Source organism: Rhizobium sp. ZK1, from assembly GCF_047782645.1.
Lineage (GTDB): Bacteria > Pseudomonadota > Alphaproteobacteria > Rhizobiales > Rhizobiaceae > Rhizobium.
The window spans coordinates 313239-330717 of sequence record NZ_CP180586.1 but is presented as its reverse complement, the minus strand read 5'-3'; the positions used below and the strand labels follow the sequence as shown (position 1 = coordinate 330717).

The following is a 17479-nucleotide window of genomic DNA, read 5'->3' as shown; positions in this document are numbered from 1 at the left end:
GTTTTACCTGTTAAATACAACAGTATTTGGCGGGCCTTGCGTGAAGCTGTCTGTTATGCCGGGTCGCCGATCGAAATATTCCGGCTTTCCCGCGCGGCACGACCCGCGCCGAAAAAATCAATTCCAATCAATGCAATAGCCAAGGAAGCGCTTGGAATCGACCGGATCGACACCGAGCTTCTTGCGCAACTTCTTGCGCAGCTTGGAGATGTGGCTTTCGACGACGTTTTCTTCGACTTCCTCGTCGAAAATGCCGTAGATCGCATTGAAGATCTGGGTCTTGGTGACGCGACGGCCACGATTGGCAATCAAGTATTCGAGGATGCGGCGCTCGCGGCGCGGCAGAGCAAAGACCTCGCCGTTGATTTCCGGATCGCGCCCATCGGAGAAGACGCGGATGGCACCGATGTCGGTATGGTTGGCGATCGCCTTCAGACGACGACGGATTGCAGCGGCACGCGCGAGAATCTCACGCGGATGCACCGGTTTACGTACAACGTCGTCTACGCCGCAGTCGAAAAGGGCAAGCGTGTTTTCGAGCGACGGCTGGTCGCTGACAGCGATCACAGGCGCCATCGAGCGATCCCTGATCGCGCGCGGCAACTCGAGGGCGCGCTGGCCCTGGCCGATCAGGAAGGCCTCGACCGCAGCGATATCCGAATCAGCCGCCGTCTGTACCCATTCGCCGAATTCATTGGGATCAAAGCCGGTCGAGGGAATACCCTCACGGCCAAACAGAGAAGTGTAACCATCCTTCACGAGCTCACGCTCATCAACCACTACGATCATTCGTCCGCCTCCGAATCAGTGTGGCACATCGATGATCTATGGATACGAATCGCGCGAATCAGCGGCTACTCGTGAAAGTTAATGGCAGAAATTAATAATTGATTAAGAATTGGGTGCCGATTTGATCTAGATGTAGTAGGTCGACGTCGTTATGCACACAAAAAGTTCGTGGAAAAGTTAACGTCCACTTAATTACATCTTGCAAACGGGTTTCATGCCGAATTCCTGCCACACTCTGACACAGTTCGGTCATAATTGGCCGATTCAATTATTAATTGAATTAATTTTCGCAGAAATTGCTCGCATTGGGAGTCCACTTGCCGTAGCCGGTGGCAACCAGATTTGCGATGACGCGGCAGACATACTGCTTCTGCGCCGGATTGTTGTTCGGTCCTGCGTGGTACCTTGCTACCGCCATCGTCCATGTCTCATGGCGGTCGTGAAGGTTGCGCAAGAACTTTGCGGCATATTCCACGTTGCGATGAGGATCGAACATTTCCTCCACGGAACTGAAGTTTTCGCCGTGAAAATAGTGATTGATCTGCATACATCCGATATCGATGAGCTTCGCGCCGCCTCTGCTGGCGGTGTCGAACTGCCGCAGCGCGGCCTGCTCGGAGGATGGAAACAGAGCCTTCCCTTCCACGTTCATGGCATAGGGATAGAGCGATCCCTTGCGCCCGGTTTCCGTCAATCCGACCGAATAGAGAATTCCCTCGGGAATCCCGTATTTGGCCGCTGCAGACTGAATTTCACGCTCACAGGCGCCTGTGGAGGCCGATACGCTAGAGGTAGACGCTGCCAGAGCGGCTGCCGCCAGCATCGACAACAGAAGCGTTCTCAACACCGTTCCCGCCCACACCATTGAAGCCTCCATCCGTCTGCTGTCCTGTCTGGTTCTGGCGCTCGCGCGCCTCGCCACCTTGGCCCTGCCCCTGCTGGGCAAGCGATTGCTGCTGGGAAGCTTGTCCCTGGCTGTTTGCCTGATTACCGGCATCGGTTCGCTCGACGGGGGCCATGCTGATGGTCACGTTATCGACCGCGTAGCCCTGGCTGCGCAGCGCCTCGAGAATCTTGCCGTGATCTTCCTTGAGTTGGCGGTAAGCCTGGCCGGTTTCGACCTTGAGGTCGACGTTCAGCGTATCGCCTGACAGACGCATCGTGGCCGTGACGAGGCCGAGATCGATCGGGCTCATCTGGATCTTGAGGGTGTTCACCACCTTGCCGGTGCTCGTCCATTCGGCGGCGTTCGACAGGGCAGAACTCGGCTGCATGGCGTGCGCCCATTCGCTGTCGCCCGAAAGTGCCGCTGTCACGGTTGCGGAATTCGGATTCTGCACCAGGCCGAGATAGCGGCGAGATTCCAGAACGGAAACATTTTCAACGCTCGTCTTTGTCGATTTCTCGGAGCCCGGCTGTTCAGCGCCGATCTGCATGTCCATCGTCTGGCCACGGCCATCGGCGCGGCTGATCCTGAACGTTTTGCCGTCGACACCTTCAGCATTCTCCGTTCCCGGCAGATGCACGTCATTGCCATGCGAGGCAACGGCTGCCAATGCGTCCGACACATGCGCATCAGCCTTGGCACCGTTTACGCTTTCGGCCTTGGCGTCTTTCTTGCCGGCCGCAGCGTTGTCCGCCTTCGCGACGGCATGGTGAGCGGAAGCCTGGAGGACAGCCGCGGCATTACCGGGCTCCTGCTTCAAAAGGCCGAGGACATCGGTGATATTGCCGTCGCCGGCTTCGCTAGCCACACCTGCATCGATATCGGTATCGCCATCAAGCTCATCAGTCTTGGTGTGCTTGGCGGGCTTGACCACCGTTTGCGCGACGGTCTCGGCTGCCTGCTCCTTGGCGCCCGGCTTGCCCAACCCAAAGACGGCATTGTTCTTACCCTGGTCCTTTTCGGACTTCACAGGCATCTTGCCGGCGTCTGCGACAATTTCGGGCTGGACGTTTACCTGTCCCTTGAGCGAGGCGTCGTTCAGATCGATCAGCGGCTTCGGATTGCGGCCGCGCAGGTTGTGCGCGGCGGTCTCGTCAGCGGCCTGCGGGTCGGACGTATCAACGGTATCTGCATCCTGATCGGCATTGCCGGCCTTGGAGAGGACATCGGAGAAGCCACCGTTCCGATCGGCAACCTCGCCCTTGCCGGCCTGCCTACCGGTTCCTACGGACGCAGACGCACCCGTGCCGGGCGCTCCGCCCGAGACGCTGATATCCATCATCATCTTACTTGCCTTCTTGGGCCAGGAGACCGTCGATTTCGTCGAGCTTGGATCGATTGGTCGTCACGAACGAGGTGAATGAAGGATCGACATCCTGGCCTCCCGAGCCAGCAGAAGCCGTGCCTTCGACAACAGGTTCCGGAGCAGTGGCCTGCGCTCTTTCCGGTTGCGCAGCCGTGGCGGCTGCAGCCTGTTCAGAAGTGATTTCTTGATTAGTACTATTAGGGGTGGAGCCTTGTGTCAGGCTTGCCGGATCCGGAGCCCGCAATATCTGCTCGGCAACGGATCTTGCAGCAGCCTGCAGCGCCTGGTCCTGTGGCGAGAGCGACGCCCCGGAGATGTTGGCGATATATTTGGCAGCCTGATCGATGTCGTCGGTAGGAACGTTCGCCATACCGTTGTAGAAATCGGCGAGCGGTCCGAAAGGATTGTCCGTCCCCTCGCCCAGCGACTGAACGCGCTGGGCGGCCATACGGGCGAGATCGGGCTTTCCGGCAATCGCGGCAGCGCGCGCGACACGCAGATAGACCTCGCGCTGGCGCGGCGCATCCATGAAGGACAGAATATCGACAACCGTCTGCGGATTGACATCATGGTCGTGGCTGACGATCAGCTTCACGAAGAGATCAGCAAACTGGCTGGCATAGGGCGAATGAAGAAAGCGTCGGACATAGCGCTGCGAATAGGCAAGCCCCTTGTCGACATCTCCGATTTCCACGCAGATGGCAAGCGAGCGGCGAAGTGCTGCCTCTTCCACGATGGTGCCGGGCGCATTGAGCCGCGCCCTGTCATACATGGTTAGGGCGTCGGCTGGCTTTGTGGCGATCAGCACGTTGCCACCGATCAGCGCCAGATAGGGGCCGATCTTCTTGCCGTCATATTCCTTGGCGGTTTCTTCCAGCGTCCTGGAGACGAGCAGGCCCTTGCCGCTCAGATATTTCCGCAACACGTCGGTGACGCGATTGTCGAAGTAACCGTTGATGTCATGAGAAACGAGATATTCCAGCGTCTGCGGATTACCGCCGCTCATCACGTAGATCAATGCCGCATCGACATTGCGGTCGTCGTCGTAGACGGACGGATCGACGGTTCGCAGGCGCTGATCGATCTTGCCAAGCATGAAGCGCTGCATTTCACCGGCGGAGTGATCGCCTGTTACAACCGAGTCCTGAACGAACTGCAGGGACCGCAGCATCTTGTATGGCGCGAGATCGTCCGCATCCGCGGCACGACCGACGGCGGGCGACATCATCGCCAGACCGAAGACCGCATATCTGAAATAGCGATGCTGCCTGCGCGTCATGCGACTATCCTTGATCTGCCTGCACGAGAATCTCGATCCGGCGGTTTGACGCGTCGTAGGGGGCCTCGGGCAGCTTCAGACGACGGTCGGCGAAGCCGGAGACCTGGGAAATACGCTTCTCGTCAAGGCCGCCGCGAACAAGCATGTAGTAGGCGCTCTGGGCACGATCCATCGAAAGACGCCAGTTCTCGTTGAGATCGCCCTTGAACTGCCGGCCGTCCGTATGGCCGCGGATGGCGACAGCCCCTCCCCTCTGCTTCAGGATCGCACCGATCTTCTGCATCGCGAGGACCATTTCCTGCCGCGGCACCGCAGAGCCGATGTTGAACATGGAGTCGTCGTTCTGGTCGGAGATGCTCACCAGCAGGCCGCCTTCGGACGCCGTAACCGTCAGGCCTTCAGCGAGCTTGCCGGCGACACCCGCGATCTGCTGGGCAATCTCCTGCTGCAATTCCTTGGCTTGCTGCTTTTCTTCGGCCTGCTTGGCCTCTTCCTCTTTATCTTCGGCCTTGTCGGCGTCCCTGGTCTTGTCCGCCTGCTTGTCTTTAGTCTTGTCCTGCTTCTTGTCGGCCTGCTTTTCTGCCGAGGCGGCGACGGCAGCGCTATTGGGATCCTTGCTCAGCAGAGTGGAGGGCTGGCTATTTTCGGCGTTGGCGAGCTCATTCGGCTCGGCCTGCGAATCGAGCGTCGAAGGCTGCTGCGGCTTGCCGGCGGTTGTAACCTCGACCTGCTTGGTCCAGAAATCCGGATCGAAGGGGTCGCGATAGGCTTCGCCGCCATCGGCGCCGGTCGCCGGGCCTGAATCCGCCGCTCCGCCATCACCCTTGGCGCTGACATTCGCCTGCTGGCCGACTTCCTGGGCAATCTCAGCGAGAACCGAATAGGGGTTTTCGAAGAAATCGGCTTCCGAATAATTGGTCTTGTCGCCGGAGGTCGAGGTCTGGTCTTCGCCATCGGCTGCAGACTTGCCCTGGTTCGGGTTCTCTTCCTTGTTCTTCGATTTTTCCTGATTCTGCTCGCCCTCGGCCTGATCGACAGGCTTCTTCAAACCCTTCTCGGTCGGCTTTTCATCTGACAGTTTGATCGGGTTGAAATAGGTCGCGATCGAGGCCTTGGTTTCCTCGTTGGCGGCGTTGACGAGCCACATGACGAGGAAGAAGGCCATCATTGCCGTCATGAAGTCGGCATAGGCAATTTTCCATGCACCGCCATGGGCGCCATCGTGATCTCCACCGCCATGTTTCTTGACGATGATGATCTCGTTCTTACCGTGGTGATGGTTCTCGCCGTCGCTCATTCGGAAACTTTCTTCAAGCTAGCCGCCCAGGCGGAAATACGGGTCACGAGTACAGTTTCGCCAATCTCGGCAGCAAGGTCGACGTCATCAGCCTCATGATGGCGGACCAATGCGGCGTGCTCTCCGAGTTCATCCTTGAGAATACCGAAAAGCTTGGCCGGACCACGCACGGTGATTGGGGCCGCAGCGCCGTCGAGAATTGCCTCGCGCAGCAGGACGGCGAGATTTTCGGCTGCTTTTTTCGAGAGCGCTTCGGTCATGATGGGTGCGATGGCCGTCGCAGTCACTTCGCTGACGACCGTGGCGACCTCTTCGGCCATGTCGCGGATACGGGAAGCAATGACCGCAGCCGCTTCGATCTCGTAGCGGAGTTTCAGCTCCTCGATCTCACGGGCATGCGCTTCGGCGGCAGCCTGGGCTTCGCCTTCGTATTTTTCGGTCAGTTCCATGGTTGCCGCCGCGAAGCCTTCGGAATAGGCCTCGCGCCGCGCCGCCTCGACATCGATTTCAGGCTCCTGCGGCAGCTCCGCAAATGCGGAGGCGGTTTCGGCCGCGAAATCATCTACATCGATGATCGGCGCCGAGGGACTCGGCTCACCGAAATCCTTCAAATACCGGGAAAGCATAATGCTCATAAAAAACCGTCCAGTATTCGGGAAGCACGCGGCATGCCCCCGCTTGAAAAATGACCATCGTCCTGCCGGCATGCCGTTCCGGTTCGGGAGAGGCTCAGGGCCTGTCGCCGGCATGGATTCGGACGCTGCCTTCATGCCGGAAACTAGAAACCCAAACTTGCGCGAGGATGAATGGTGCCGCCCTCGCGCCGATCATTATTCGAGCAGGATGAGAATTTTACTGGCGGATGTATTGAGGATGGAGATCGCTTCAACGGCCATCTGCTTCTGCGTTTCGATAGCCTTCTGGCGGGTCGAAGCCTCGTCCATATCAGTGTCGACGAGGGCACCGACGCTCTTGTCGACAGCGTCGGACAGGTCTGCGGTATAGTCGATCTGATCGTCGATACGGGCCTTCATGATACCAATCCCTGCTGCCGAATTCGTAAGCTGCTTCAGTATGGCGTCCGTTGCCGTCAGCATATCCGTAAGCTGCGAGTCGGTGGTCGACTTGCTGATGGAGATTTCCGTGCCGGTCGCCGGCGTCGCGGAGTTTACGTTCAGCAGATAATAATTGCGGACGGGCGTGCCATCGGCATTGCCGTTGATCTCCTTGGTGAACAGGCCGCCATTGGCATTGTTCCTGTCTATCAGAATGGTCTGGGACGACGGAAAGTCGATGGTCTGCGCCTGATACTCGCCTGTCGGGGCGCGCACGAAGCTGCCGATGATCTTCCACTGCGGGGGTGCCGCGGGCTCGCCGTTCAACAGCCAGTTTTCGCCGGCGAATGCCGTTCCTTCGACCATCGTCTGCAGCTGGTTCTTGTACTCCGTGATTTCCGCATTGATCTTGTCCTTGTCGGCGCCGGGCTCACGCGCCGCGACCAGCTTGGCTCTGAGATCGCCGAGGAGATCGATGGCGGAATTCATCGCCGTATAGGTCGAATCGACCTTTGCGGCGCCGAGGCCAAGGGCATCGCCGATGGTGCCGAGATTGGTGCTGTCGGCGCGCATGACGCTCGCGATCGACCAATAGGTCGCATCGTCGGCCGCAGTCGCGACCCGCTTCGCCGTCGAAATCTGCTGCTGTACGTCGGTTGATTCTTTAGTGATGCTGCGCAGCACTGCCAGCGCACTCACCGCGGCCGCGTTGGTAATCTTGACGGTCATCGACATGGTCTCGGAAAGATGAAGGGGCAGGCCGGTTTTTACCGGCAGCGACTGAACTGGCTTCATGCCTCCGGCGGGTCCCCCACACCGGTGCGTCGCAAAACAAATCAACTCGCGGTAACGTTAACCTGATATCAACCAGTTTCGCAAGAGCGGAAACAGGGATTAAGACAACGCCACCGGTGGCCTTGCAAATGATTGAAATAAAAGGAAAACCGCGCCGAAACGACGCGGTTTCCAGGCTGCCGCAAATTGGCGGCACAAGGTTTGGTCCAGCTTCAACCGCCGGCTTAGCTGCGGAAGAGCGTGAGGACGTTCTGAGCGCTGGAGTTTGCAATCGAGAGCGACTGGATCGCCAGCTGCTGCTGCGTCTGTAGTGCCGTGAGCCTGCTCGATTCCTCTTCCATGTCGGCGTCGACGAGACGGCCGACACCCGAGTCGATCGAGTCGCCGAGAGCCGCGACGAAGTTCTCCTGCAGCTCGATGCGGTTGGAGATGGAGCCAAGCTGAGAGGCTGCCTTCGTCATCGCCTCCAGGCCCGCTTCGATTGCCGTCAGTGCCATAGCGATTTCCGTCTGACCAAAGGAGGTGATGTTCATGGTGTAGATCGAGCCGATCGTACCGTTGGAACTGCCGATGATGCCGGTGCTCGAATCGATGGTGCCGGTCGTGGTCATGCCGAACAGGACGTTACCGTTGGAAGCCGCGTTCAGGACGTAGTCGGTCGTCTTGACCGAGACATTGCCGTTGCCGTCGCGGACGAAGGTGGAAACGACGCTCTTGGTCGAGTTTCCTGCGACCCAGTTCTCACCGGAGAAGGAAGCCGACTGCGAGATGCTCATGAGCTGAGCCTGGAGCTGGCTGATTTCTTCCTGGACCTTGGTCTTGTCGACACCCTTTTCAGTTGCGGCGACGATCTTGGACTTGATTTCGCTGACGACATCGATGGCGTTATCCATGGCCGTATAAGCCGTGTCGACCTTTGCAGCACCGAGGCCGAGGGCGTCGGAGACGGCCGAGAGGGCCTTGTTGTCCGAACGCATGGTCGTTGCGATCGACCAATAGGCTGCGTTATCTGCTGCCTTTTCAACGCGATAGCCGGAAGATACGCGACCTTGAGTATCCTGAAGATTGTTGCTGATACCGCGGAGGGTCTGGAGGGCGGCCATAGCCGCGACGTTCGTCAAAATGCTTGTCATGAAATGATTGCCCCTTGCTGGCAGGCGTTAATAAAAGGGACATTCCGGAATAGCGCCCGGGAACGGCGATCAGCTTTCATGCCTGTTAACCCATTCTTAAATTTGGTTAACTCGCCGTCTCGTTGAGACGCAGATGACAGCAATATGGTTAATCAATCGTTAACGTAAATTAAAAAAGCCGCGCTCCATCGGAGCGCGGCTCGATTTGTATAGGCCCGCCGGTTACCCGACGGGTTATGTTTGGCGATCCTATCAGCCGCGGAAGAGCGACAGGATGTTCTGCGAAGAGGAGTTGGCGATCGAGAGCGACTGGATCGCGAGCTGCTGCTGCGTCTGCAGGGCAGAGAGCTTGGAGGACTCTTCTTCCATGTTGGCGTCGACGAGGCGGCCGATACCGGAGTCGATCGAATCGCTCAAAGCGGAAACGAAGTCGTCCTGCATCTGGATGCGGGTGGTGATCGAGCCAAGCTTTGCACCGGCAGAGGTCATGGCCTTCAGGGCGTTTTCAACAGTGGTCAGAGCCGTTGCGAGCTGACCCTGGGTAAAGTTGGTGATGTCCATGCCGTAGACCGAACCGGTCGCGCCGTAGGACGTACCAAGGATACCCGTGGAGGTTTCGACCTGGCCACCACTCATGCCGAACATAACGTTGCCGACCGAGGTGTTGTTCAGGACGTAGTCGGTCATCTTGACGGAAACGCCGTTCGAACCGTCGCGAACGAAGGAAGAAACAACGCTCTTCGTGGTGCCGTTGACACCAGCAACCCAGTTTTCACCGGAGAAGGCAGCCGACTGAGCGATGCTGACCAGCTGGTCCTGCAGCTGATCGATTTCTTCCTGGACCTTCGCCTTGTCGACGCCGTTTTCAGTCGCGGCAACGAGCTTGGCCTTGATTTCGCCGACGACGTCGATGGCGCTGTCCATGGCGGTGTAGGCAGTGTCAACCTTGGCAGCGCCGAGGCCGAGAGCGTCGGAAACGGCCGAAAGAGCCTTGTTGTCCGAACGCATGGTCGTTGCGATCGACCAGTAGGCAGCGTTGTCGGCAGCCTTGCCGATGCGGAAACCGGAGGACACATGATCCTGGGTCTTGTTGAGGCCCTGGTTGATGCCACGCAGCGTCTGGAGAGCTGCCATTGCAGCGTTATTGGTGTTGATGCTCGTCATAGTTTGCTTGCCCCTTTTGGCAGATGTTAAGAAGGGACATTCCGGATTTGGGCCGGCCCACAGCGATCAGCATCATGCCTGTTAACCATTCTCGTTAGGGTTAACTCGCCGTTTCGATGGGCCTAGAAAACAGCAAGATGGTTAAGGAAAACTAAATTCTAAAAGGAAATTTCGTAAAAATATCTGATACTTAGAAACATTTCCATTAACCTTATGTTAAAACATTCGAGGCCGGGAATTACCCGGCCTCGACGTTTTTCGCGATGTGGCTGAGCCGCTGTTAGCGGAAGAGCGACAGGATGTTCTGCGAAGAGGAGTTGGCGATCGAGAGCGACTGGATCGCCAGCTGCTGCTGCGTCTGCAGAGCCGAGAGCCTGGAGGACTCTTCTTCCATGTTGGCGTCGACGAGGCGGCCGATACCGGAGTCGAGCGAGTCGGACAGAGCGGAAACGAAATCGTCCTGCATCGTGATGCGGGTCGAGATCGAGCCGAGCTTTGCACCGGCAGAGGTCATGGCCTTCAGGGCGTTTTCAACAGTGGTCAGAGCCGTTGCGAGCTGACCCTGGGTAAAGTTGGTGATGTCCATGCCGTAGACCGAACCGGTCGCGCCGTAGGACGTACCAAGGATACCCGTAGAGGTTTCGATCTGGCCACCGCTCATGCCGAACAGAACGTTGCCGACCGAGGTGTTGTTCAGGACGTAGTCGGTCATCTTGACGGAAACGCCGTTCGAACCGTCGCGAACGAAGGAAGAAACAACGCTCTTCGTCGTGCCGTTAGCACCGGCAACCCAGTTTTCACCGGAGAAGGAAGCCGACTGAGCGACGCTTACCAGCTGGTCCTGCAGCTGTTTGATTTCTTCCTGGACCTTCGCCTTGTCGACGCCGTTTTCAGTCGCGGCAACGAGCTTGGCCTTGATTTCGCCGACGACGTCGATGGCGCTGTCCATGGCGGTGTAACCGGTGTCAACCTTGGCAGCGCCGAGGCCGAGAGCGTCGGAAACGGCCGAAAGAGCCTTGTTGTCCGAACGCATGGTCGTTGCAATCGACCAGTAGGCAGCGTTGTCGGACGCCTTGCCGACGCGGTAACCCGTGGAAACGTGGTTCTGCGTGCTGTTGAGGCCCTGGTTGACGTTGCGCAGCGTCTGGAGAGCGGCCTGGGCGGAAGAGTTCGTGTTAATGCTCGTCATAAGTGTGTCCCCTAGAAAACTAGATACAAAAAAGGAGGACATACCGGACTATAAATACCGGCGATGACGGACCAGCTTCATGCCACTCGGTGCCTTTGTTTCTTGGCCCAAACCCGTCATGTCCAGGGCAATCTCGCAGCCAATACTTGCCAACTTCTTAAAAGCGGGGCTCCCGGCCAAGTCGCTTCAATTGCATGGTTAACGTTGCTTGAATCCGTCTTCGAAGCCGCAGCTTTCCCGGAGAGCGGGCATTCGGCTGCACCGGTTTCAAGCAAGCTTCGAATGCCAATGTGGCAGAAGCCGGGATAGTATCATCGGGCAACCTGCATTCTGCGGGAAGGCCTGATTGCACGCGTCCCGTCGGTCACCATTTCATGCCGGAACATTTCCTCACGGAGTTAGGTTTTGAACAGCAAAGTTTCGTTCTCGGCGGCATCCCGGGATTATCAGGCGGGCCGCTATACACAGTCCCTCGCGACACTCAACCAACTCATCGATACCCAGAAGGATGCCAAGACCTATGGTCTCCTGGCCAAGAACCTGCTGCAACTCGGCTTCAAATCCGACGCGGCCAAGGCTTTTGGCCTGGCGGCCGACTGCGCTCCCCAAGGCGCCTTCGAATTCCTGAAGACTGCCGCAAAGCTGCATCTGGAGGCCGGCAACGACGACGATGCCCTGCTGATCGCGATGCGCAATCTCGGCAAGGCGCAGGAGGATGCGGAACTCGCGTACATTATCGCGACGATCTATGTACGCCGGCAGCGACGGGATCTGCTGCGCCCCTTCAAGAAGATCCTGTCCGAAAGCATGAACCCGGATCATATGCGTCTCGCCGCGCTGCTGCTCAGCGACGACCTCATGGACGAGACGAACCAGCAACTTGCCCGCAACCTCTTCCGGCGCTTCCCGGGCAACCTTGCCTTCCGTTTTCTGTATCTCGTCTGCGTGCGCGAATTCAACGAATTCGACGAGGCGAACAAACATCAGGCGCCTATCGACGCCGCCCTTGCAAAGGGCGAGGTCGATACGCTGAGGAAGGACAACCCGTTTTATCATCTGCATTGGTGCGGCAACGAGGACCTCAATCGCTATGCGACGATCGGTACGCAGCCGCTGGACCCGGTGCGCGTGGGCTATCGACGCGGTCTGCCGCATACTTGGTCCGACAAGATCCGCATCGGCTATATGTCCTCGGACTTGTGGGACGGTCACGCGACGATGAAGCTGCTGCAGCGGGTTCTCGAGCTTCATGATCGCAACCGGTTCGAAATTACGCTCTTCGATCACACCCAGCCCGAATTTCTGGAGAAGAACGTCACCGATCGCAGCCGGTGGGGCAAGATCGTCGATACATACGGCCTGTCTGACGCAGCTGTCCTGAATGCCGTTCGTGCCGAGAACATCGACATCATGGTCGACCTCAAGGGTCACACCTCGGGAAGCCGCGCCTCGTCCTTCAATCAGCCCCTCGCGCCGATCCAGGTCGCCTGGCTGGGTTTCCCAGGCAGCACGGTCAATATCGATCTCGACTATGTCATTGGCGACCATTCGGTGCTGCCCGATGTCGCCAAGCCCTTCTACCATGAGAAATTCCTGCGCATGCCGGAAAGCTATCAGCCGAACGATCCGGCGAACCGCCCTCGGCCGCAGCCGGTCACGCGCGAGCAGCTCGGTCTTCCGGAGGATGCCTTCATTTTCGCATCCTTCAACGGTAACCGTAAGATTACCTCGCAAGTGGTCGATAGTTGGTGCAGAATTCTCAAGCGAGCTCCCGACAGCGTGCTCTGGCTGATGGCAAACACATCCCGCAACAAGGAGAACCTGCTGGCGCGCTTCCAGGCCAATGGTGTCTCGGCGAAACGGATCATCTTCTGCCCGCGTGCGCCTTATGAACAACACATCAGCCGTCAGCAGGCGGCCGACCTCGGTGTCGATACCTTCCCCGTCAATGGTCACACCACCACCTCGGAACAGCTCTGGGGCGGCCTGCCGGTTCTGACAGTGAAGGGCACCAACTTCGCCTCCCGCGTCAGCGAAAGCCTGCTCAGGGCAATCGATCTGCCGGAACTCGTCGCCGACGACCTGCAGGCCTACGAGGACCTGGCTGTCGAGCTCGCGCTCAACCCGCAACGCGTCGCCGGCTACAAGGCGCATCTGCGGGAGAAGCGTTACATCGCGCCGCTCTTCGATGCCGAGCGCTTCTGCCATCACCTCGAACGCGCCTACGAGCTGATGGCTGAGCGGGCCAAGCAGGGCCTCGGCCCCGACCATATCGACGTTCCCGCGCTGCCGCCGCGCACCGAGCCCTTCGGTTCGAATAGCTAAGACTGCTCAGTCACATCCACAAACGCATAGCCCACCGGAGCGATCCGGTGGGCTATGCGTTTGTGAGGAGGAAATCTGCGAGACGGTGGCCTGGCTTCTACTCGTCAGCTGAAGGAACGCACAAGACTGCCGACCAGAAGGTTCCAGCCGTCGATCAGCACGAAGAACAGGATCTTGAATGGCAGCGAGATCGAGGTCGGCGGCAGCATCATCATACCCATGGCCATGGTGATCGTCGCAACGATCAGATCGATGACGAGGAAGGGCAGGACGATGAGGAAGCCGATTTCGAAGCCTCGCCGGATCTCCGAGATCATGAATGCGGGCAGCAGGATGCGGTAGTCGATAGGCTCGGTCGTCTGGATATTCTGGCCACGCTCGCGGGCAAGGTCGGCGAAGAGCGCGAGATCCTTGTCGCGCGTATTGGCCGACATGAACGTGCGGAACGGCTCGGCAATGCGCTGAACTGCCGTTGCCTCGTCGATCTGGTTGGCAAGCAGCGGCTGAACGCCGTCCTGCCAGGCCCGGTCGAAGGTCGGCGACATGACATAGAAGGTCATGAACAGCGAGAGCGAGAGAAGGATCATGTTCGATGGGGTCGAAGAGAGACCCATGCCCGAACGCAGGATCGAAAAGGCAATGATGAAGCGCGGGAAGCTCGTCACCATGATGAGGATGCCCGGCGCGACCGAAAGCACGGTCAGGAGGCCGAATGTCCTGATGATCCAGGCGGCGACGGAGCCGTCGACCGGAATGTTCAATAAGTCAGTCGGCAGCTGCTGGGCCACCGCCAGTTCCGGCACCGCCATCATGGCAGCAAGGAAAGCTATAAGTCGAATCATTCGATGACAAAGGTCCTGAACATGACCTTCGATACGCGCCCTTGAGAGCGAAGGTCAACACGTTCCTGGATGTCATCCTTGAGATATTGAAAGCCGCGCGGCCCTTCGATCTGCTGAAGGGAAACGGTCCTGACGTAAGCGAGGATATCCTGGTGAATATCCTCGGCGACCTTGACATCCGGCGGCCCGTTGAACATCAGCGCCACCTCGAGTCGGATCCAGTTTTCCGAGGGATAAGCGAGGTTCGACGTGATGGGGTCGAGCAGCACGATGTTGTTGGCTTCGTTGGCGATTTTCGGAAGACCGCCCTCGGCCTTCTTCTTGGCCTCGGCCTCCTTCGCCTGTTCGGCCTCCGCGGCACTGCGGATATTCGGGGCCACCATGTTGCCGACGGCCCAGCCGCCACCGGCGCCGACGAGCGTCAGCACGGCAAGGCCGATGATCGTCATCACCATGCCGCCCGACTTCTTTTTGCCTTCGCCTTTTTCGTTGTCTGCCATCTTGGTTCAGCCTCAAAGCGGCGAGAAGAGATCGACGGCCTGCTGGCCGCGCGGCGGCTGCTGCACTTCCATCAGGCGGCCGCGGCCACCGTAGGAAATGCGGGCCTCGGCGATCTTGTCGTAGGAGATCTGGTTGTCGGAATTAACGTCCTGCGGACGCACGATGCCGGCGACGTTGAGGATACGCAGTTCCTGGTTCAGGCGAACTTCCTGCGAACCGCTGATAACCAAATTGCCGTTTTCGAGAATGCCGGTGACAACGGCGGCAACCAGAAGGTTGAGCTTGTCGGTACGCTCGATCTTGCCCTTGCCGTCCGTGCTCGTGTCGGAACCGTAGGTCAGATCCGTCTTGGATTGTGGCGTCCAACCGAAGATCTGGGCGTTGACATCCCAGGCCATGCCACTCGAATTCTTGCGGCTGCGATTGGTCTCGTTGTCGAAGGATCCCTTGTCATTGATCTGGATATCGACCGTCAGGATATCGCCGACGTTGAGCGCGCGCGCATCCTTGAAGAGCGCGGCCTGCGAATCGCTCCACAGCGAATAACCCTGGGCCACCGCACGCGGCTGCTTCGGATAGAGTCCCATCTGCGGCGTCTGGCCGTAGGCGAGACCGCTGCCGATCGGGCTCATGGCAGGCGCGCGGCCGATCTCGTTGACTGCCGTGGACTGGCAGCCTGCAAGGAGGGCGACGGCGGCGATCGCAGCCGGTAAACGCTTATTCATGAAGGATCCTTCGAGGTATTGGGATCAGACGCACTTGCGATGATGCCGGCGATGTTGGCAGCCTTGGTGGAATCCATCTCATTCAGGATCAGGCTCGACTGGCGCGGCCCGAGCCGCATGATGACGGCGGCGGCCAGTTCGGGCCTGACGTCCTGCAGTTGCAGTGCCGCCGCATCCGGCTTCATCTTCTTGTAGATATCTGTCAGGCCGGCCTCAGCCTGCTTGAGGAAATCGTCGCGCCGCTTCAGCCAGTCCTGATATTCAGCCTTGCGCTTATCCATCTCGGCAATGCGGCTGTCGATATCTGCGCGCAGCTTCTCGAGCTCCTGCTTCTGCAGGAGATAGCGCTGATCGCGGGCTGGATCGGCGATATTCGTGCAGAACTGCTTGACCTCGTCCGTCGAGGTGATGTCGCCCGCCGGCACCACTTCCTGGGCGAAAGCGCCGGGAATGGAAAGCAGCACGAGGCCTGCGGCCGGCAATGCCATCCGGCGCAAAAGTTCGACGATCGGGTTCGTGATCTTGCTCATTGCAGCACAAGCTCCGCCTGCAGGGCGCCCGCAGATTTAATGCCCTGGAGAATGGCGATGATGCCATCCGGTTTGACACCGATATTGTTGAGACCGGCTACGAGAGTGCGCAGGTCAGGACCGTCGATGATCGCAACCCGCCCGCCGGTTTTCTGCGCCTGGATATCCGTCTGCGGCTGAACAGCGGTCTCACCGCGCGAGAAGGGCTCGGGCTGGATGATCTGCGGCGTTTCGGTGACCTGCACGGTCAATGTACCGTAGCTGACGGCGACCGGCGAGACGCGAACATCCGAGCCGATGACGATCGTGCCGGTGCGTTCGTTAATGACGACCTTGGCCGGTGTATCGGTCTCGACCACGAGATTTTCGATATCGGCCATCAGACGCGTCAGATCGGCCTCGCGCGGCTTCTCGATGATGACTTCCTGCGAATCTTTGGCTTCGGCAACCGGACCGCCAAAGCGTGCCTTGGCATAGCCGTTGACGATATCGGCGATGCGGATCGCCGTAGAGAAATCGGGGTTGCGGAGCTGCAGGACGAGGTTGACCGAATCCTTGAAGCGGGACGGCAATTCGCGCTCGATGATCGCGCCGCCCGGCACGCGACCGGCTGTCGTCACACCTTCGGTTAAGGTCGCCGCCTGTCCCTGGGCCTGAAAGCCGGTGACGATCGCGGCGCCCTGGGCAACGGCATAGATCTGGCCGTCGGCGCCCGACAGCGAGGTCATGATGAGCGTACCGCCACGCAGCGAGGTCGCATCGCCGAGCGAACTGACCGTTACATCGATGCGGCTGCCCGGGCTTGCGAAGGGCGGCAGGTTGGCGGTGACCATGACGGCCGCCGTATTCTTGGCATTCGACTGGCTGCCCTGCGTGGAGATGCCGAGGTTCTGCAGCATCGCGCGCATGGACTGCTCGGTGAAGGGCGAAGCACGGAAACCGTCACCGGTGCCCTGCAGGCCGACGATGAGGCCGTAGCCGATGAGCTGGTTGTCACGGCCGGCCTGCAGCGAGGCAATGTCCTTGATGCGGGATGTCAGCGCCCAGGCGGGCGCGACATCGGTCAGGCTCATCGCCAAAACCGCAACCAGGCTGAGGATGCGAAAGAAGAACTTCATTTTGCCCTCACATGGACCGTACCGTCGGCGAGCACGGTGCCGCTGACGATAACGCCGGAATCCATATTGCGTGCACGGATCATCTGGCCGGTCGCACCATCTTCGAGAGGTGAGCCGGCAGCGGAAATGGTCATCTGGCCAAGCTGGAAGACCAGGCGGATATTGGAACCGCGTGTGACCGTGTAGGGCTCGCGCAGGGCGGAGACCGAAATCGTCCGGCCCGGCAGGAGCGTGCGCTTGGAGACCAGCCCCTCGACCTGGGAGACCGACTTTGCATAGTCTCCGGAGAGGTTGGGGTTGGTGACCTCGACTTCCTGAAGCTGGGCGCTCGAAATCGTGTCGCCGGGATAGATGATCGTCGTCGGGACGACGGCATAACCCATGCCGGCATCCGCCGCTGCCGGCACGACCATGCCGGCGATTGCGATCGTGGCCGCAGCCACCCATCCTTGGATGTGTCCTGCCCGGCGAAACGTCATGTTCGG

At 59.1% G+C, this 17479-nt stretch carries 17 protein-coding genes; 1 reads left to right on the top strand and 16 read right to left on the bottom strand.

What is annotated here, in order from left to right:
- Nucleotides 1–117 precede the first annotated feature (117 nt).
- The 10 genes from rem to ACK9YZ_RS01695 form a co-directional block, all read right to left on the bottom strand.
- A complete protein-coding gene (rem, locus tag ACK9YZ_RS01740; protein WP_216757043.1) occupies nt 118–789 on the bottom strand; it encodes a transcriptional activator Rem in 672 nt (223 codons plus the stop codon).
- Between the two features lie 280 nt (nt 790–1069).
- Complete coding sequence (locus tag ACK9YZ_RS01735; RefSeq protein ID WP_216757042.1) at nt 1070–1633, bottom strand: lytic transglycosylase domain-containing protein; 564 nt, start codon at nt 1631–1633, stop codon at nt 1070–1072.
- Entirely contained in the window at nt 1575–3017 is a 1443-nt protein-coding gene (locus tag ACK9YZ_RS01730; protein WP_416066798.1) for a flagellar hook-length control protein FliK, read from the bottom strand. Before ACK9YZ_RS01730 ends, ACK9YZ_RS01735 begins: the two co-directional genes overlap by 59 nt.
- Before the next feature lie 4 nt (nt 3018–3021).
- Nucleotides 3022–4320, bottom strand: coding sequence for a chemotaxis protein MotC (gene motC, locus ACK9YZ_RS01725; protein ID WP_416065466.1), 1299 nt, complete (start codon nt 4318–4320; stop codon nt 3022–3024).
- 4 nt (nt 4321–4324) lie between these two features.
- Complete coding sequence (locus tag ACK9YZ_RS01720; RefSeq protein WP_416065465.1) at nt 4325–5617, bottom strand: MotB family protein; 1293 nt, start codon at nt 5615–5617, stop codon at nt 4325–4327.
- On the bottom strand, nt 5614–6252 hold the full coding sequence (locus ACK9YZ_RS01715) for a hypothetical protein (protein ID WP_416065464.1): 639 nt from the start codon (nt 6250–6252) through the stop codon (nt 5614–5616). Before ACK9YZ_RS01715 ends, ACK9YZ_RS01720 begins: the two co-directional genes overlap by 4 nt.
- Before the next feature lie 195 nt (nt 6253–6447).
- Nucleotides 6448–7401 carry a flagellin gene (locus tag ACK9YZ_RS01710; RefSeq protein WP_216758803.1) on the bottom strand — a complete coding sequence of 318 codons (954 nt, stop codon included), beginning with the start codon at nt 7399–7401 and terminating at the stop codon, nt 6448–6450.
- A gap of 290 nt (nt 7402–7691) precedes the next feature.
- Nucleotides 7692–8600: a flagellin gene (locus ACK9YZ_RS01705; protein WP_216757038.1), complete on the bottom strand. Its 909-nt coding sequence runs from the start codon at nt 8598–8600 to the stop codon at nt 7692–7694.
- Between the two features lie 252 nt (nt 8601–8852).
- Entirely contained in the window at nt 8853–9764 is a 912-nt protein-coding gene (locus ACK9YZ_RS01700) for a flagellin (RefSeq protein ID WP_216757037.1), read from the bottom strand.
- Between the two features lie 280 nt (nt 9765–10044).
- A complete protein-coding gene (locus tag ACK9YZ_RS01695; RefSeq protein ID WP_416065463.1) occupies nt 10045–10953 on the bottom strand; it encodes a flagellin in 909 nt (302 codons plus the stop codon).
- A 405-nt stretch (nt 10954–11358) separates the two neighbouring features.
- On the opposite strand from ACK9YZ_RS01695, the gene ACK9YZ_RS01690 reads away from it, so the two are divergent.
- A complete protein-coding gene (locus ACK9YZ_RS01690) occupies nt 11359–13278 on the top strand; it encodes a glycosyl transferase (RefSeq protein WP_416065462.1) in 1920 nt (639 codons plus the stop codon).
- Between the two features lie 104 nt (nt 13279–13382).
- Here the strand turns inward: ACK9YZ_RS01690 and fliP are convergent, their stop codons facing one another.
- The 6 genes from fliP to flgA are packed head-to-tail and all read right to left on the bottom strand — an operon-like array spanning nt 13383 to nt 17473.
- Entirely contained in the window at nt 13383–14120 is a 738-nt protein-coding gene (gene fliP, locus ACK9YZ_RS01685; RefSeq protein WP_183728579.1) for a flagellar type III secretion system pore protein FliP, read from the bottom strand.
- Nucleotides 14117–14620 (bottom strand): flagellar basal body-associated FliL family protein, encoded by a 504-nt coding sequence (locus tag ACK9YZ_RS01680; RefSeq protein ID WP_416065461.1) that lies wholly within the window; start codon nt 14618–14620, stop codon nt 14117–14119. The genes fliP and ACK9YZ_RS01680 overlap by 4 nt, the downstream gene beginning before the upstream one ends.
- A gap of 12 nt (nt 14621–14632) precedes the next feature.
- Nucleotides 14633–15346 (bottom strand): flagellar basal body L-ring protein FlgH, encoded by a 714-nt coding sequence (gene flgH, locus ACK9YZ_RS01675; RefSeq protein ID WP_216757033.1) that lies wholly within the window; start codon nt 15344–15346, stop codon nt 14633–14635.
- Nucleotides 15343–15876 (bottom strand): MotE family protein, encoded by a 534-nt coding sequence (locus ACK9YZ_RS01670; protein ID WP_416065460.1) that lies wholly within the window; start codon nt 15874–15876, stop codon nt 15343–15345. The genes flgH and ACK9YZ_RS01670 overlap by 4 nt, the downstream gene beginning before the upstream one ends.
- Nucleotides 15873–16994, bottom strand: coding sequence for a flagellar basal body P-ring protein FlgI (locus ACK9YZ_RS01665; RefSeq protein ID WP_216757031.1), 1122 nt, complete (start codon nt 16992–16994; stop codon nt 15873–15875). Before ACK9YZ_RS01665 ends, ACK9YZ_RS01670 begins: the two co-directional genes overlap by 4 nt.
- Nucleotides 16991–17473 (bottom strand): flagellar basal body P-ring formation chaperone FlgA, encoded by a 483-nt coding sequence (gene flgA, locus ACK9YZ_RS01660; RefSeq protein ID WP_216757030.1) that lies wholly within the window; start codon nt 17471–17473, stop codon nt 16991–16993. The genes ACK9YZ_RS01665 and flgA overlap by 4 nt, the downstream gene beginning before the upstream one ends.
- Between the last annotated feature and the right edge of the window lie 6 nt (nt 17474–17479).

Coding starts and splice junctions, on each gene's coding strand:
- ACK9YZ_RS01670 (WP_416065460.1), bottom strand. CDS start 15,876: ATGAGCAAGATCACGAACCCGATCGTCGAACTTTTGCGCCGGATGGCA.
- ACK9YZ_RS01700 (WP_216757037.1), bottom strand. CDS start 9,764: ATGACGAGCATCAACACCAATAACGCTGCAATGGCAGCTCTCCAGACG.
- flgA (WP_216757030.1), bottom strand. CDS start 17,473: ATGACGTTTCGCCGGGCAGGACACATCCAAGGATGGGTGGCTGCGGCC.
- fliP (WP_183728579.1), bottom strand. CDS start 14,120: ATGATTCGACTTATAGCTTTCCTTGCTGCCATGATGGCGGTGCCGGAA.
- ACK9YZ_RS01695 (WP_416065463.1), bottom strand. CDS start 10,953: ATGACGAGCATTAACACGAACTCTTCCGCCCAGGCCGCTCTCCAGACG.
- ACK9YZ_RS01665 (WP_216757031.1), bottom strand. CDS start 16,994: ATGAAGTTCTTCTTTCGCATCCTCAGCCTGGTTGCGGTTTTGGCGATG.
- ACK9YZ_RS01720 (WP_416065465.1), bottom strand. CDS start 5,617: ATGAGCGACGGCGAGAACCATCACCACGGTAAGAACGAGATCATCATC.
- ACK9YZ_RS01710 (WP_216758803.1), bottom strand. CDS start 7,401: ATGACCGTCAAGATTACCAACGCGGCCGCGGTGAGTGCGCTGGCAGTG.
- flgH (WP_216757033.1), bottom strand. CDS start 15,346: ATGAATAAGCGTTTACCGGCTGCGATCGCCGCCGTCGCCCTCCTTGCA.
- ACK9YZ_RS01680 (WP_416065461.1), bottom strand. CDS start 14,620: ATGGCAGACAACGAAAAAGGCGAAGGCAAAAAGAAGTCGGGCGGCATG.
- rem (WP_216757043.1), bottom strand. CDS start 789: ATGATCGTAGTGGTTGATGAGCGTGAGCTCGTGAAGGATGGTTACACT.
- motC (WP_416065466.1), bottom strand. CDS start 4,320: ATGACGCGCAGGCAGCATCGCTATTTCAGATATGCGGTCTTCGGTCTG.
- ACK9YZ_RS01705 (WP_216757038.1), bottom strand. CDS start 8,600: ATGACAAGCATTTTGACGAACGTCGCGGCTATGGCCGCCCTCCAGACC.
- ACK9YZ_RS01715 (WP_416065464.1), bottom strand. CDS start 6,252: ATGAGCATTATGCTTTCCCGGTATTTGAAGGATTTCGGTGAGCCGAGT.
- ACK9YZ_RS01730 (WP_416066798.1), bottom strand. CDS start 3,017: ATGATGGATATCAGCGTCTCGGGCGGAGCGCCCGGCACGGGTGCGTCT.